This is a genomic window from Stenotrophomonas sp. CASM114, assembly GCF_049384325.1.
GTDB lineage: Bacteria > Pseudomonadota > Gammaproteobacteria > Xanthomonadales > Xanthomonadaceae > Stenotrophomonas > Stenotrophomonas muris.
Genome location: NZ_JBMRGJ010000006.1, coordinates 54307 through 68890, shown reverse-complemented (window position 1 = coordinate 68890; position 14584 = coordinate 54307). Strand labels below are relative to the sequence as shown.

Sequence of the window (14584 nt, the reverse complement as noted above, 5' to 3'; positions counted from 1 at the left end):
ACGGCCATGCCTTTGGACACATACGGCATGGCCCGCCACCGGCCTAGCATCGGAACCCCCTTCCGCTGCCGAACCGGTGCCATGAAGTCCCTGCTGCACACTGCCGCGCTCTGCGTCGGCCTGCTCATCGCCCCTGCCAGCGTGCTGGCCGCGCCCGACGCCGAGGGCAAGCCCGACCCGAAAGACGACAAGACCGAAGCGCCTGCGCTGCCCGCCGACGCCTCGGCCCGCCAGAGCATGCGCCTGGCCGGCCGCACCCTGGACTACACCGCCACCGTCGGCACCCTGCCGGTACGCGATGCCAAGGGCAAGGTGATCGCCGATGTGGTGTTCACTGCCTACACGATGCCGGGCAAGGACCGGCCGGTGACCTTCGCGCTCAATGGCGGCCCCGGTGCGTCGTCGGTGTACCTCAACATGGGCGCGATCGGGCCCAAGGTGGTGACCTTCGGCTCCGAGGGTGACAGCGCATCGGCGCCGGCCACCCTGCACGACAACCCGGGCACCTGGCTGGACTTCACCGATCTGGTGTTCATCGATCCGGTCGGTACCGGCTTCAGCCGCGCGCGGATCGGCGACGATGAAGCCAAGAAAGCGCTCTACAACCCCAGTTCCGACGTCGAATACCTGTCGCGCTCGATCTACGACTGGCTGCTGCGCAACCAGCGCATGGCCTCGCGCAAGTACCTGACCGGCGAGAGCTACGGTGGCTACCGCGGCCCGCGCATCACCCACTTCCTGCAGACCCGGCTGGGCGTGGCGATGAACGGACTGGTGCTGGTCTCGCCCTACCTGAGCCCGACCCTGGAAGACAACGCCGATGTCTCGCCGATGGCGTGGATGCAGACGCTGCCGTCGATCGCCGCGGCGCACTTGGAGCGCCAGGGCAAGCTGACCGATGCGGCGATGCGCGAGGTGGTGGAGTACACCCGTGGCGATTACGCCACCGCGTTGATGAAGGGCCGCAGCGATCCGCAGGCTACGGAGGCCATGCTGCGCCGGGTCACCGCGCTGACCGGACTGGACCCGCAGTTCGTGCGCCGCGCTGGCGGGCGCCTGGAGACCCAGGCCTACCTGCGTGAAGTGTTCCGCGACAAGGGCACGCTGGGCAGCCGCTACGACTCCAACGTGACCGCGTTCGATCCGTTCCCGAATGATCCGGAGCAGCGCGCCAACGATCCACTGCTGGACAGCATCATCGCGCCGACCACCACGGCGATGGTCGACTTCGTGACGCGCGTGGTCGGCTGGAAAGTAGATGCGCGCTACCAGGCGCTGAACTACGACGTGAACCGGCTGTGGGACCGCAATGGCGAACTGCGCCAGGGTGCGGTGACCCAGCTGCGCCAGGCGGTGGCGATCGACCCGCATCTGCAGGTGCTGATCGTGCATGGCTGGAATGACCTGTCGTGCCCGTTCATGGGCTCGATCCTGACCGTGGACCAGATGCCGACGATGGGCAGCAATCCGGACCGGGTGCAGGTGCGCAGTTATCCGGGCGGGCACATGTTCTACAGCCGGGCGGACAGCCAGGCGGCGTTCCGCAAGGATGTACAGGCGTTGTTCCAGCGTAATTGAGGGGTTTGGCCGGGCCTGCGGCCCGGCACCCGCTGACAGCCACGGCAACGGCAACTGCAAAAGCTGGCTTCCTGAGGGCTGTTGGTGGGTGCCGACCGTTGGTCGGCACGGGGGCGGATCCCGTTGCTTGGCAACGGGCCCTGACCCTGGTTCTGCTCTGGTAGGTGTCGACCTTGGTCGACACGGTGGGTGCGGAAAAATTCTTGCCCATGAAAAAGCCCGCCTGATATGGCGGGCTTTTTCGTTTGCAGCCTTGGCGTGGCGATCAGGTCCAGCCGAACAGCTCGAACAGCTTCAGGATCAGGTACGCGCAGCCGCCTGCCGCCGGGATGGTCAGGATCCAGGCCCAGACGATGCGCTCGATCACGCCGAACTTCAGCGAGCGCGGGTTCTTGGCGAAGCCGACGCCCATGATCGCGGTGGAGATGCTGTGCGTGGTCGAGACCGGCATGCCGAAGTGGGCCGCCAGGGTCAGGATGGTGGCCGAGCTGGTCTCCGCGGCGAAGCCGTGGATCGGGTGCAGCTTGACCATCTTGTGGCCCAGGGTCTTGATGATCTTCCAGCCGCCCGAAGCGGTACCGGCCGCCATCACCACCGCGCAGGTCAGCACGATCCACATCGCGATGCCGTCACCGGCATGCGCGTCCGGGTGCATGAAGGCCAGCCAGGACGGCAGGTCGTTCAATGCGCCGGTGGCTTCGGCACCGATCAGGGTCATGGCGATGATGCCCATGGTCTTCTGCGCGTCGTTGTGGCCGTGGGCGAAGCCCATGTAGGCCGCCGAGGCGATCTGCGCCTTGCCGAAGAAGGCGTTGACGATGCGCGGACGGGCCAGGCGGCCGATGGCACCACCGATCTTGGCCAGGCCGGCGATCAGCGCCCACAGCAGCACCATCACCACGATGCCGAGCAGGAAACCGGCGATCGGCGAGGTGATCATCGGCACGAACACCTTCCACAGCAGGCCCTTGTTCTGCGCCCAGCTGCCCAGGCGCTCGGACCAGATCAGCGCGTCCCAGTTGTTGTGGGCGGCGGCCAGGCCGGCGCCGCAGAGGCCACCGATCAGGGCGTGCGAGGACGAGGACGGCAGGCCCTTCCACCAGGTGATCAGGTTCCAGATGATGCCGCCCAGCAGGGCGCACAGGATCACCTGCGGGGTGACCTCGACCACGTTGGTGTTGAGCAGGCCCGAGGCGATGGTCAGCGCCACCGCGGTACCGGTCAGTGCACCGATGAGGTTCATGAAGGCGGCCAGCATCACCGCCCAGCCGGGCGAGAGCACCTTGGTCGCCACCACGGTGGCAATGGAGTTGGCAGTGTCGTGGAAGCCGTTGATGAACTCGAAGACGAGCGCGGCCAGGATCACCACCAGGACAAGGGTCAACATGCGGCGGCGTCCGTCAGCTGTTCTTCAACACGATCTGGTACGCCACCACGCCAGCCTCGCGGCAGCGGTCGATGGCCTTTTCCAGGATCTCGAAGAATTCCTTCAGCAGGAACATCTGCAGGTTGTCCAGGCGGCCCGAATAGATGTCGCGGTACAGCTCGAGCATCAGGCGGTCGGCCTCGTTCTCCAGCGAGCGCAGCTTCTCGTTGAGCGCGGTCATCCGGTCCAGGTTCATGTGGCGCAGATCGGCCACCATCTCCACCACCACGCCGGCGGCCTGTTCGAGCATCGCCGCGCGCGGCGCGAAGTCGATGTGCTCCAGGTGCGTCGTGGCCAGCGAATAGCGGTCGGCGAACTTCTCGATCTGCTTGGGAATCTTGTACAGCGCCGAGCCCAGCGCTTCGATGTCTTCGCGCTCGATCGGGGTCATGAAGCTGTCCACCAGCGCCTGGCTGATCTTGTCCGAGGCCGCGCGTTCGCGCAGGCGGGCCAGCTTGAAGGCGTCCAGCGCGGGCTGGCGGTCGGCCTCGCGCAGCATGGAATGCAGCGCCTTGGCGGCGTCGGAAGCCGCGACGGCAGCCTCATCGAGCAGGGTGTAGAACTGTTTGCCGGAACCGAAAATGGTCTGCAGAGAGAACATTGAGAAACCTGTCAGCCGTCGCGGGAAGGACGGCACCAGATGGAATTATGACGGCTAGATGACCATCACGGGTATCCCCGCCCCCTTTCGAGGCCTTGGAACCCCCAACCTGAACAGGCGGTTGCCACCCTGCCATGCCCCTTTGCTAAGATGCCAGCGCGCCTTCGGGCGCACCTTATGGACGACGACCCTTATCCCCCTGCGCCGCGCCGGACCCCGTTCCTGAGCGCCTGCCGCCATCGCCAGCACCCGCCCTCCCTGCCACCAACCGGGGACGACGCCCGTGTTTGAAATGATCCTGATTGTCTTCGCGCTTGTTCTGCTGAACGGCTTCTTCGCCATGTCCGAGATGTCGGTCATGACCTCGCGCAAGAGCCGCCTGAAGCAGATGGCTGCCACCTCCAAGCGCGCGGCCAAGGCGCTGGAGCTGTCCGAGAAGCCGGAGAGCTTCCTGTCCACCGTGCAGATCGGCATCACCGTGATCGGCGTGCTGACCGGCTACCTCGGCGGTGAGGCGCTGGGCGAGGCCTTCGCCGGCTGGATCCAGGGGCTGATGCCGGGGTTTGCGTACGCGGGCAACATCGGTACCGCGCTGGCCGTCAGCCTGATCACCTTCATCACGCTGATCTTCGGCGAACTGGTGCCCAAGCGCCTGGCGCTGACCCGCTCGGAGGCCATTGCCGGCCTGGTCGCGATGCCGATGAGCTGGCTGGCCAAGCTGGCCCTGCCCTTCGTCTGGCTGCTGTCCAAGACCACCCAGCTGGTGCTGCGCCTGTTCGGCCTGGGCAAGGATGAAGTCGCCTCGGTGACTGAAGAAGAGATCCGCATGCTGGTGGCCGAGAGCCACGAAGCCGGTGTGATCGACGCCCACGAGCGTGACATGATGAACCGCGTCATGCGCCTGGGCGACCGCACCGCCGACAGCCTGATGACCCCGCGCAACCGCATTGCCTGGCTGGACACCCAGGCCGGGCTGGAGCGCAACCTGGAAATCATGGCCGAGCACGAGTTCTCGCGGTACCCGGTGTACCGCGACAACGACATGGACGTGGTCGGCGTACTTGAACTGAAATCGCTGGCCACGCGCATGGCGCGCGGCGACAACGCGCTGTTCCAGACCCTGCGCGAACCGCTTTACGTGTCCGAATCGACCCACGCGATGAAGCTGCTGGAGATCTTCCGCGAGGAACAGCAGTCGATGGCGCTGGTGGTGGACGAGTACGGCGAGATCCAGGGCCTGGTGACCATCAGCGACCTGATGGGCGCCGTGGTCGGCCGCCTGCAGGCGGTGGAGAATGCCGATGAAGACGCGCTGGTGGTGACCCGCGAGGACGGTTCGCTGCTGGTGGATGGCTCGCTGCCGATCGAAGACCTGCGCGAACTGATCGGCAGCAACGAGCTGCCCGATGCCGAGGACGGTGATTACTACACCCTGGCCGGCATGTGCATCCACTACTTCGGCCGCATCCCGCACGCAGGCGAGTACTTCGACTGGGCCGGCTGGCGCTTCGAAGTGGTCGACCTGGACGGTGCGCGGGTGGACAAGCTGCTGCTGCGCACGCTGTCCGACGAGCAGGCCGATGAGCTCACCGCCTGAGGCCGGCCAGGGTCCAGGCGCCGAGCGCCCGGCCTACCGCAACGAGGGCATCCGCACCCTGCTGGAGATGTTCGCTTCCGGCGACCCGGCCGAGCACATGCCGCTCCGCCAGATCCTGAGCAACCTGCAGCAGAGCGCGTTCGGCGTGTTCCTGTTCGTGGCGATCCTGCCCTCGTTCATCCCGATCCCGGGCATGGGTGGCGCGGTCAGCGGCCCGCTGGTGATCCTGATCGGCCTGCAGATGCTGTTCTGCCTGCGCCGGCCGTGGCTGCCCGGCTTCATTGCCCGCCGCGGACCCAAGCGCGGCACCATGCACCGTTTCCTGGACCGCATCGACCGCCCACTGCGGCGCCTGGACAGGATGCTGAGGCCACGCCTGCCGCAGCTGTTGACACCCCTCCCCGCCCACGCCTTCAGCGGCCTGCTGCTGGTGCTGCTGGGCCTGCTGCTGTCGTTGCCGATTCCCTTCACCAATTTCCTGTTCGGCTTCCAGCTGCTGCTGTTCTCGCTGGCGCTGCTGGAACGCGATGGCGCGCTGATGCTGTTCAACTGGATCGCCGCGTTGGCGGCGATCGCGTTCTTCGGCTTCAGTTCGGGGCAGCTGGTGGGTTACACGGTGGACCTGTTCCAGCGCTGGTTCTGAGCCGGAACCCGGTAGAGCCGGCCGCTGGCCGGTTGCCACGTTTCCAGGTCTGCCGGCCAGCGCCCGGCACTACCAATACCGGACATCGATCCTCACCGAAGATCGATGAAGCCATTGTCGGCCAACTGCGCCGGCTCGTCCTGCACCGCCGACAGCACGAAATTCAACGCCTTGCCCAGCAGCGTACCCGGACCATCCCAATACTCGGCCGAGTCGGCCCGCACGTGGATCAGGCGCAGGTTCGGGTCGTCCTTGCCGCCCGGGAAAAACAGTTTCATCGCCGGCGACCACAGTTCCTCGATCTTCGCGCGGTCGTCAACGATGCGCGCGCGCCCTGCCACCGATACGTAGGTGTTCTTCGATGGCGAGGCATAGGCCACGTTGACGTGCGGATCAAGCGCGATCTCGGCAACCTTCGGGCTGTCGGCGGTGATGACGAACCACAGGTCACCGTCGAAGGTGACCTGCTGGGTGGCCAGCGGCCGGCTGTAGAGTCGTCCGTCGACGCCGGTGGTGGTGAACATCGCCACCTCCACGTCCTTGATCAGTTCGGCCAGCTGGGCGATGTGTTCGGCGCGGGTATCCGCCATGGGAGGCTCCAATGGGTAGAGCCCCCATCAGACCCGTCGCGGCTGCAACGGGCCGTGACGCCATTGTTCAGCCCGCGTGGCGGGCATGCCAGGCCTGCATCGCCAGTTCGAACGAACGCAGGCGCGCACGGTGGTCATGCAGGTTGGCGGTGAGCATCAGCTCGTCCGGCGAGTGGCGCTCAACGAACGCGGCGATGCCATCGGCCACCTGCTGCGGATCGCCGAGCACGGTGCAGGCCAGGGCCCGCTCCACGCCGAGCTTTTCGTGCGGCTCCCAGAAGGCTTCGATGTCGTCGATCGGCGCCGGAATCTTGCCCGGCCGGCCGCGGCGCAGGTTGACGAAACTCTGCTGCTGGCTGGTGAACAGGCGGCGCGATTCGGCCTCGCTGTCACTGGCGACGACATTCAGGGCCAGCATCGCGTGCGGCTGCTTCAACGTGGCCGAGGGACGGAACTCTCGGCGGTACACCGCCAGCGCCTCGTCCATGGCATCGGGCGCAAAGTGCGAGGCAAACGCATAGGGCAGGCCCATCGCGGCGGCCATGCGCGCGCCGAACAGACTGGACCCAAGGATCCAGGTCGGCACCCGCAGGCCACCGCCCGGAACCGCCTGCACCGCCTGTCCGGGCTGTACCGGCTCGAAGTAGTGCAGCAGCTCGCGCACGTCCTGCGGGAACTGGTCGGCGCTGTCGAAGTAGCGGCGCAGTGCACGCGCGGTGGGCTGATCGGTGCCCGGCGCACGACCGAGGCCGAGATCGATGCGGTCCGGATACAGCGAAGCCAGCGTGCCGAACTGCTCGGCCACCTGCAGCGGCGCATGGTTGGGCAGCATGATGCCGCCGGCACCGACGCGGATACGCCGGGTGCCGCCCGCGACGTGGCCGATCAGCACGGCCGTGGCCGCGCTGGCGATGCCGGGCATGTTGTGGTGTTCGGCCAGCCAGTAACGGCGGTAGCCCAGTGCATCGGCGTGCTGGGCCAGTTCCAGCATGTTGGCGAAGGCGGCGGTGGTGTCACTGCCCTCGCAGACCGGGGCCAGGTCAAGGATCGACAACGGGATCATCAGCGGTTTTCCGTCTCAGGATCTCCCCTGCATGGGGTCGGCCAGGCGCAGCGGCCAGTGACGGTGGCGGGATGCTGATTCCCGCGGAGCCGGTTCAGCGCTGACCCGGCCGATCCGGGGTGCCCTGATCCGCGGCGCCAAGCGCGATTGGTAGTGCCGGCCGCTGGCCGGCAGGCAAAGTGCCCTGGCAGCCGGCCAGCGGCCGGCTCTACCGAAGCGTGTCAGAACGCGCTGGGGCGCGGCTCCGGCAGCGGCTGGTCGACCATCGGCTTCAGTTCGGCATCCAGCGCCACGCGCTCGTCGAACACGAAACAGCGGCCTTCATAACCTTCGCCGCCGACCTCCTCGAAGTAGCCGAGGATGCCGCCATCGAGCTGCAGCACGTTGTCCATGCCATCGTTGGCCATCCACAGTGCGGCCTTCTCGCAGCGGATGCCGCCGGTGCAGAAACTGACCACGGTGCTGTCCTTCAGTGCCTCGCGATGCGGCGCCAACGCCTCGGGCAGGTCGGTGAACTTGTGGATGGGCAGTACCAGCGCATCCTTGAACGTGCCGTACTCCACTTCCTGCAGGTTGCGGGTATCGAGCATCACCACCGGCTTGCCGGCGTCATCGTGGCCCTGCCGCAGCCAGCGCTGCACGGTGGCCGGATCGACCGCCGGTGCACGCGGATAGTCCAGCGGCTGGCCGTCATCGCGGCGGAAGCTGATGATCTCGTCCTTCACCTTGGCCTTCAGCCGCGCGAACGGCTGGTGCTCGCTCAGGCTGGTCTTGACCCGCATCCCGGCAAAACGCGCATCGGCATGCAGCGCGGCGTAGAAATCCTCGACCGCCTCCGGCTCACCGGCCAGGAACAGGTTCAGTCCCTCGCCCGCCACCAGGATCGTGCCCCGCAACCCGGCCGTCTGGGCACGCGCCAGCAGCTGGTCGCACAGGGCCTGGGGGGCGTCGATGACGGCGAAATGGTAGGCAGCGGTGTTGGCGATCATCCTGCCATTTTAGCGCCTCCCGCCCGCACAGACAGATTCAGGGGTCAGAGCCCTCTGCGCAGCAGAGGGATCCGACCCCGGCAGCCACCCGGAACCTGTCAGGGGTGGGGCGGTGTGGGCAGGCGGGGGCGCAGAGCGCCATGGATGGCGCTCTACGAGGCACGCAGGAGCAGCTTTTGCCGTCCCCCGCCTGCCCACACCGCCCCACCCTCCCACTGAAGCCCGGCTTTTGACGTTGCCGTTGCCGTTGCATCGGCGGGTGCCGGGTGCAACCCGGCCAGAAGCCCCTTACCCCCGCAACAGCATGAACGGCAGCAGCACCAGCGCCGCCGCAGCGGCCATGCCCAGCAGCACCAGCACCACGAACACCGGCCGCCGCCGGAACAGGCTGCCAAAGGTCTCCGCCGTGCCATCCCGCAACGCCTGCTCACGCTCGGCCCGCACGCGCACACCGCGCGCCGCCTGGTACCCGGCCATCAGCGCCTTCGCGCGCGGATGATCGGCGTCCTCGCGCAGCCACAGGCCACCGTTGGAAATGCCCCAGGGGCTGGGTTCGGTGCGGTACCAGGCGATGCCGTGCTGGTCGAGCAGCGTGCAGACATCGGCATATTCGTCGTCGCCGACATTGCGCAGATTGAGCAGGAGTTTTGCCATGCCGCCATGATACCCGGCGCCGATGCGCTACCCTTGCCGCCCTCGCCCTGCGCCCTTCTGGAGACGCCCGATGCGCCGCCTGCTGCTTCCCCTGCTGCTGTCCCTCGCCGCCGCTGGCTGCTCGAGCGAGCCCTCCGGTCCGCCGCCGGGCGGCACCCTGACCACCTTCGAGCGCATTGATACCGTAGCTGGCACCGGCACCGAAGCCGTTCCCGGCAGCAAGGTCACCGTGCACTACACCGGCTGGATCTACGACAACCGCACCGAAACCAAGCACGGCAAGACCTTCGACAGCTCCTTCAAGCACGGCCAGCCGTTCACCTTCGCGCTCGGCGCCGGCCAGGTCATCCGCGGCTGGGATGAGGGCGTGGCCGGCATGAAGGTCGGCGGCAAGCGCACGCTGATGATCCCGCCGGATTACGGCTACGGCGACCGCCGGGTCGGGCCGATTCCGGCCGGTTCGTCGCTGGTGTTCGATGTCGAGCTGCTCGATGTCAAGCCGTAATACCGCATTGCCCCCTCGGGTCGCCGTCATCGGCGGTGGCCCGGCCGGCCTGTTCGCCGCCGAGCGCCTGCGCGCCGCGGGGCTGGACGTGGACCTGTACGAGGCCAAGGGCTCACCCGGCCGCAAGTTCCTGATCGCCGGCAAGGGCGGTCTCAACCTCACCCATTCCGATCCGCGGCCGCTGTTCGACAGCCGCTACCGCGAGCAATCCACGGCCGTGGGTCGCTGGCTGGATGGCTTCGACGCGCAGGCGCTGCGCGACTGGGCTGCCGGCTTTGGCGTGGAGACCTATGTCGGCAGCTCCGGCCGCGTGTTCCCGGTCGACCGCAAGGCTGCGCCGTTGCTGCGCGGCTGGGTGCGCCGACTGAAGGAACAGGGCGTGCGCCTGCATGCCAACCACCGCTGGATCGGCTGGGGCAACCACGGCGCGCTGCGCTTCGCCACCGAAGCCGGCGAGATCGATGTCCACGCCGATGCCACCGTGTTGGCGATGGGTGGCGGCAGCTGGCCGCAGCTGGGCAGTGATGGCGCCTGGGTCGCCCCCTTGCAGGCACGAGGCGTGGACATTGCGCCGCTGCAATCGGCCAACTGCGGCTTCGACATCGACTGGACGCCGTTCTTCGCCCAGCGCAATGCAGGCGCACCGTTGAAGCCGGTGGTCGCGCACTGGCTCGACCTGGCCGGACAACCGCAGTCGCTGCAGGGCGAATGCGTATCCAGCGAGTACGGCATCGAAGGCAGCCTGATCTACGCGCTGGCCGCAGACCTGCGCGAGACCATCAACCGTGATGGCCATGCCATGCTGTGGCTGGACCTGGTGCCGGGACGCGATGAAGCAAGCCTGCTGGCCGATCTTTCGCGGCCGCGCAAGGGTCGCAGTTTTGGTGAGCATCTGCGCCGTCAGGCCGGACTGGATGCGGTGAAGGCCACCCTGGTGTTCGAGATCCTTGGCAAGGATGCGGGCCACGACCTGCCTGCCGTGGCTACCACGCTCAAGCGCCTGCCGTTGCGCCTTCTGCGTCCACGGCCGATGGCCGAGGTGATCAGCACTGCCGGCGGCGTGCGCCTGGATGCGCTGGATGATGGCCTGATGCTGCGGGCAGTACCCGGCGTGTTCTGTGCCGGCGAGATGCTGGACTGGGAGGCCCCCACGGGGGGCTACCTGCTGACGGCGTGCTATGCCAGTGGCCTGCGCGCCGCTGAGGGCGTGATCGGGTGGCTGGCTGGGCGGTGACGCCCGCATTGTGGAGTCTAGCCATCCTCGACTGCCTTTGATTCAGACGATGAAGCAGTCGAGCATGGCTCGACTCTCCAATCCCCGGGCGCTCACCACGGCCTGCGCATGCTCACCGAAGCCAGCGCCACGCCGCTGGGATGCGGGTAGGCTTCCTCCCGCACGGCAATGAATCCCTGCCGTTGGTAGAACGGCACCGCATTGAGCGAGGCTGACAGCACCACCTCGCGCTCACGATCGGCCATCGCCAGCAGACGCTGCATCAACGCCTGGCCGATGCCCGTGCCGCCACGATCCGGATCGACGAACAGCGCATCGACTTCATTGGCGTCGGTATCAAACACGCCGAACCCGAGCAGGACACCCTGCCCGTCCTCGGCCACCACGCAGCCTCCCTGCCCCAGCAGCCGTGCGTACTGCGACGGCGGCGGCGAAGCAGACCACGGATCGATCACCTCCGCCGGATAATGGCTGCTGCACGTCTCGCGAACGCAACGCGTGCGCAGTGCCCACAGCATGGCGACATCGTCGATGGTGCCGGTCCTGAACTGCATGACATCCCCCTGTAGGGCCGAGCCCATGCTCGGCTCGGCTGTTCTTCGTTCCAATATTGCGATGAGAGAAGCAGCCGAGCATGGGCTCGGCTCTACAGCAACACATTATCGCGACTTGCTGGCGCGCAGCGCCTGGATCTTCGGCGGCGGCTGGAACGAATCGCTGCGTGCATCGGCCCAGAATGCATGGAACACCGCATGATCCGGCACCTTGTGCAGCAGCTCGCCCGGTTCCAGGTAGCGGTACAGCGACGCCAGCGAGCGGATCTCGACAGGCGAAACACGACGCAGGATGTGCTCCGGCCCCAGTTCGGCCGGATCGTTCAGGCCGGCCGCACACAACAGCTCCTTCAGGGCGTGCAGCGTGTGCTCGTGGTAGCTGTACACGCGGGTGGCCTTGTCCGGTGCATCCAGGTGCTTCCAGCGTGCCGGGTCCTGGGTGGCGATGCCGGTCGGGCACTTGTCGGTGTGGCAGCTCAACGACTGGATGCAGCCCAGCGCGAACATGAAGCCACGGCCGGCATTGCACCAGTCGGCGCCGAGCGCGATGGTGCGCGCGATGTCGAATGCGCTGGTGATCTTGCCCGCCGCGCCGATACGGATGCGCTCGCGAAGATCCAGGCCGACCAGAGTGTTGTGCACCAGCAGCAGCGCCTCGTGCATCGGCACGCCGACATGGTCGACGAATTCCGCCGGTGCTGCGCCAGTACCGCCCTCGGCACCGTCGACCACGATGAAGTCCGGCAGCAGGCCGGTTTCCTGCATTGCCTTGGCAATGCCGAACCACTCCCACGGGTGGCCAATGGCCAGCTTGAAACCGACCGGCTTGCCGCCGGACAGTTCGCGCAGGCGGGCGACGAACTGCAGCAGTTCGATCGGCGTCGAGAACGCCGAGTGACGCGACGGCGATACGCAGTCCACGCCCATCGGCACGCCACGGGTCACCGAGATCTCGGCGGTCACCTTCGGCGCCGGCAGCACGCCGCCATGACCGGGCTTGGCGCCCTGCGACAGCTTGATCTCGATCATCTTGACCTGGTCATGGGTGGCGTTGGCGACGAAGCGCTCTTCACTGAAACCGCCCTTTTCGTCACGGCAACCGAAGTAGCCCGAGCCGATCTCCCAGACCAGATCGCCGCCCATCTCACGGTGATACGGTGAAATCGAACCTTCGCCGGTGTCGTGGTAGAAGCCCCCCTGGCGCGCGCCTTCGTTCAGCGCGCGGATCGCATTGGCCGACAGTGAACCGAAGCTCATCGCCGAGATATTGAACACACTCGCCGAATACGGCTTGGCACAGTTGGCGCCGATCAGCACGCGGAAATCGTGCTTGGCGATGGCGGTCGGCGCCAGCGAGTGGTTGATCCACTCGTAATCCACCGCGTAGGTGCTGCGCAGGGTGCCGAACGGCACCGTGTCCATCTCGTTCTTGGCCCGCTGGTAGATCAGTGCACGCTGCTGGCGCGAGAACGGCACGTCCTCCAGGTCGCTCTGCACGAAGTACTGGCGGATTTCCGGACCGATCGATTCCAGGCCGTAGCGGAAGTGCGCCATCACCGGATAGTTGCGGCGCAGCGTGCTGCGCTTCTGCAGCAGGTCCCAGGTCCCCAGAGCCACCATCGCGGCGGTCAGGCCGACGCCCCAGTACCAGGCCGGCCAGATCGTGGCCAACCACAGGCAGATGGGGAACATCAGGATGGCGAGCAGGTAGACGATATACCGGTGCATGGCGTTCCTTGGTTGCAACTGCCTGCGAGTCTACCGTGCTGCCCGCCGCCCGGGTTTACAGGCGATCGTCAACCACGTTGCGTGGCCAGGCCGATTTGACGTCGTAGACCAGGCCGCCCGGCGCCAGCAGCGACCGGATACCCGCCTCGTCCATCGCCTTGAAGCGGGCATGGGCAACCGCCAGCACCACCGCGTCATAGACCCCTGCCACGGGTTCGGCCAGCCACTGCACGCCCTCATCGGCCAATGCCGCCGGGCCGACCCAGGGATCACTGACCTCGACCTGAGCGCCGGCATCACGCAGGCGCTGCGCCAGCTCCAGCGCGCGGCTGTTGCGCAGGTCCGGGCAATCCTCCTTGAAGGTCACACCGAGCACCAGGATGCGCGACTGCACTGGTTCGCGGCCGCGTTCGGCCAGCATCGCCAGCACCCGCGACGCCACATGCTCACCGACGCGGTTGTTGACCTGCCGCGCGGTGTGGATCAGGTCCGGGTGGTAGCCCACGCTCTCGGACTTGTGCAGCAGGTAATACGGGTCCACGCCGATGCAATGGCCGCCGACCAGGCCCGGCCGGAATGGCAGGAAGTTCCACTTGCTGCCGGCGGCATCGAGCACATCCTGGGTATCGATGCCCAGCCTGTCGAAGATCAGCGCCAACTCATTGACCAGCGCGATGTTCACATCGCGCTGGATGTTCTCGACCACCTTGGCCGCCTCGGCCACGCGCATCGATGGCGCGGGGAACGTGCCGGCGGCAATGATGCGCTGGTACAGGCCATCGATCACCGCAGCCACTTCCGCTGTCGACCCCGAGGTGATCTTGCGGATGTCGGCCAGGCGCCGCTGGCGGTCACCGGGACTGACCCGCTCCGGGCTGTAGCCGCAGTAGAAGTCTTCGTTGAAGCGCAGGCCCGAGCCTTCTTCCAGCAGCGGCACGCAGACTTCTTCAGTGGTGCCGGGGTACACCGTGGATTCGTAGATCACCAGGTCACCCGCGCGCAGATGGCTGGCGATCAGCCGCGTCGCCGAACGCAACGGCTCCAGATCGGGCTGCTCATAGGCATCGATCGGCGTCGGCACGGTGACGATGTAGACGTTGCATGCATCAAGCAAGGCCGGATCGCTGCCGTACTGCAGCTGCCGAGCACTGGCCAGCTCGTCGGCCTCCACCTCCAGCGTATGGTCCTGGCCATCGCGCAGCTCGGCGATGCGATCGGCATCGATGTCGAAGCCCAGCGTCGGCCAGTGCCGACCGAAGGCCACCGCCAACGGCAGGCCGACGTAGCCCAGGCCGATCACCGCAAAACGCGGGGTCTCCGCTGCCGCAAGGGACGCGCTCACTGGCATGTCCCGCGCAACGGCATGCATGCCGCCATGGATTCGGCCGACCTGCTCATTCGCTGCACCACTCCGTGTAATTC

The 14584-nt window shown here is 66.9% G+C and carries 14 protein-coding genes; 5 read left to right on the top strand and 9 right to left on the bottom strand.

Annotated features, from left to right (window positions below; all coding sequences use genetic code 11):
• The first annotated feature begins 81 nt into the window (after positions 1-81).
• The gene (locus VG566_RS08670; protein WP_197556748.1) at positions 82-1578 is read left to right on the top strand and encodes a S10 family peptidase; all 1497 of its coding nucleotides are present in this window, start codon (positions 82-84) and stop codon (positions 1576-1578) included.
• A gap of 265 nt (positions 1579-1843) precedes the next feature.
• Here the strand turns inward: VG566_RS08670 and VG566_RS08665 are convergent, their stop codons facing one another.
• Positions 1844-2965, bottom strand: a complete 1122-nt coding sequence (locus VG566_RS08665) for an inorganic phosphate transporter (RefSeq protein WP_014646691.1) — start codon at positions 2963-2965, stop codon at positions 1844-1846.
• 13 nt (positions 2966-2978) lie between these two features.
• Positions 2979-3605 (bottom strand): DUF47 domain-containing protein, encoded by a 627-nt coding sequence (locus VG566_RS08660; RefSeq protein ID WP_004152833.1) that lies wholly within the window; start codon positions 3603-3605, stop codon positions 2979-2981.
• 292 nt (positions 3606-3897) lie between these two features.
• Between VG566_RS08660 and VG566_RS08655 the strand changes: the two genes are divergently transcribed.
• The gene (locus VG566_RS08655) at positions 3898-5202 is read left to right on the top strand and encodes a hemolysin family protein (protein WP_032959200.1); all 1305 of its coding nucleotides are present in this window, start codon (positions 3898-3900) and stop codon (positions 5200-5202) included.
• Positions 5186-5845 carry an exopolysaccharide biosynthesis protein gene (locus VG566_RS08650; protein ID WP_423172628.1) on the top strand — a complete coding sequence of 220 codons (660 nt, stop codon included), beginning with the start codon at positions 5186-5188 and terminating at the stop codon, positions 5843-5845. Before VG566_RS08655 ends, VG566_RS08650 begins: the two co-directional genes overlap by 17 nt.
• 92 nt (positions 5846-5937) lie before the next feature.
• Here VG566_RS08650 and VG566_RS08645 read toward each other — a convergent pair whose 3' ends face one another.
• The 4 genes from VG566_RS08645 to VG566_RS08630 form a co-directional block, all read right to left on the bottom strand.
• Entirely contained in the window at positions 5938-6435 is a 498-nt protein-coding gene (locus VG566_RS08645; protein WP_014646688.1) for a pyridoxamine 5'-phosphate oxidase family protein, read from the bottom strand.
• A gap of 67 nt (positions 6436-6502) precedes the next feature.
• Positions 6503-7498 (bottom strand): LLM class flavin-dependent oxidoreductase, encoded by a 996-nt coding sequence (locus VG566_RS08640; RefSeq protein WP_014646687.1) that lies wholly within the window; start codon positions 7496-7498, stop codon positions 6503-6505.
• A 221-nt stretch (positions 7499-7719) separates the two neighbouring features.
• The gene (locus VG566_RS08635; protein WP_241884368.1) at positions 7720-8487 is read right to left on the bottom strand and encodes a sulfurtransferase; all 768 of its coding nucleotides are present in this window, start codon (positions 8485-8487) and stop codon (positions 7720-7722) included.
• 288 nt (positions 8488-8775) lie between these two features.
• Entirely contained in the window at positions 8776-9141 is a 366-nt protein-coding gene (locus tag VG566_RS08630; RefSeq protein ID WP_032959288.1) for a DUF6164 family protein, read from the bottom strand.
• Positions 9142-9211: 70 nt separating this feature from the next.
• On the opposite strand from VG566_RS08630, the gene VG566_RS08625 reads away from it, so the two are divergent.
• On the top strand, positions 9212-9646 hold the full coding sequence (locus VG566_RS08625) for an FKBP-type peptidyl-prolyl cis-trans isomerase (protein WP_014646684.1): 435 nt from the start codon (positions 9212-9214) through the stop codon (positions 9644-9646).
• Complete coding sequence (locus VG566_RS08620) at positions 9633-10880, top strand: TIGR03862 family flavoprotein (protein ID WP_423172629.1); 1248 nt, start codon at positions 9633-9635, stop codon at positions 10878-10880. The genes VG566_RS08625 and VG566_RS08620 overlap by 14 nt, the downstream gene beginning before the upstream one ends.
• 92 nt (positions 10881-10972) lie before the next feature.
• On the opposite strand, the gene VG566_RS08615 is transcribed toward VG566_RS08620, so the two are convergent.
• The 3 genes from VG566_RS08615 to VG566_RS08605 form a co-directional block, all read right to left on the bottom strand.
• A complete protein-coding gene (locus VG566_RS08615; protein WP_241884366.1) occupies positions 10973-11434 on the bottom strand; it encodes a GNAT family N-acetyltransferase in 462 nt (153 codons plus the stop codon).
• 105 nt (positions 11435-11539) lie between these two features.
• Positions 11540-13162 (bottom strand): FMN-binding glutamate synthase family protein, encoded by a 1623-nt coding sequence (locus VG566_RS08610; protein ID WP_101765243.1) that lies wholly within the window; start codon positions 13160-13162, stop codon positions 11540-11542.
• 55 nt (positions 13163-13217) lie between these two features.
• The gene (locus VG566_RS08605; protein ID WP_080376380.1) at positions 13218-14504 is read right to left on the bottom strand and encodes a nucleotide sugar dehydrogenase; all 1287 of its coding nucleotides are present in this window, start codon (positions 14502-14504) and stop codon (positions 13218-13220) included.
• Positions 14505-14584 lie beyond the last annotated feature (80 nt).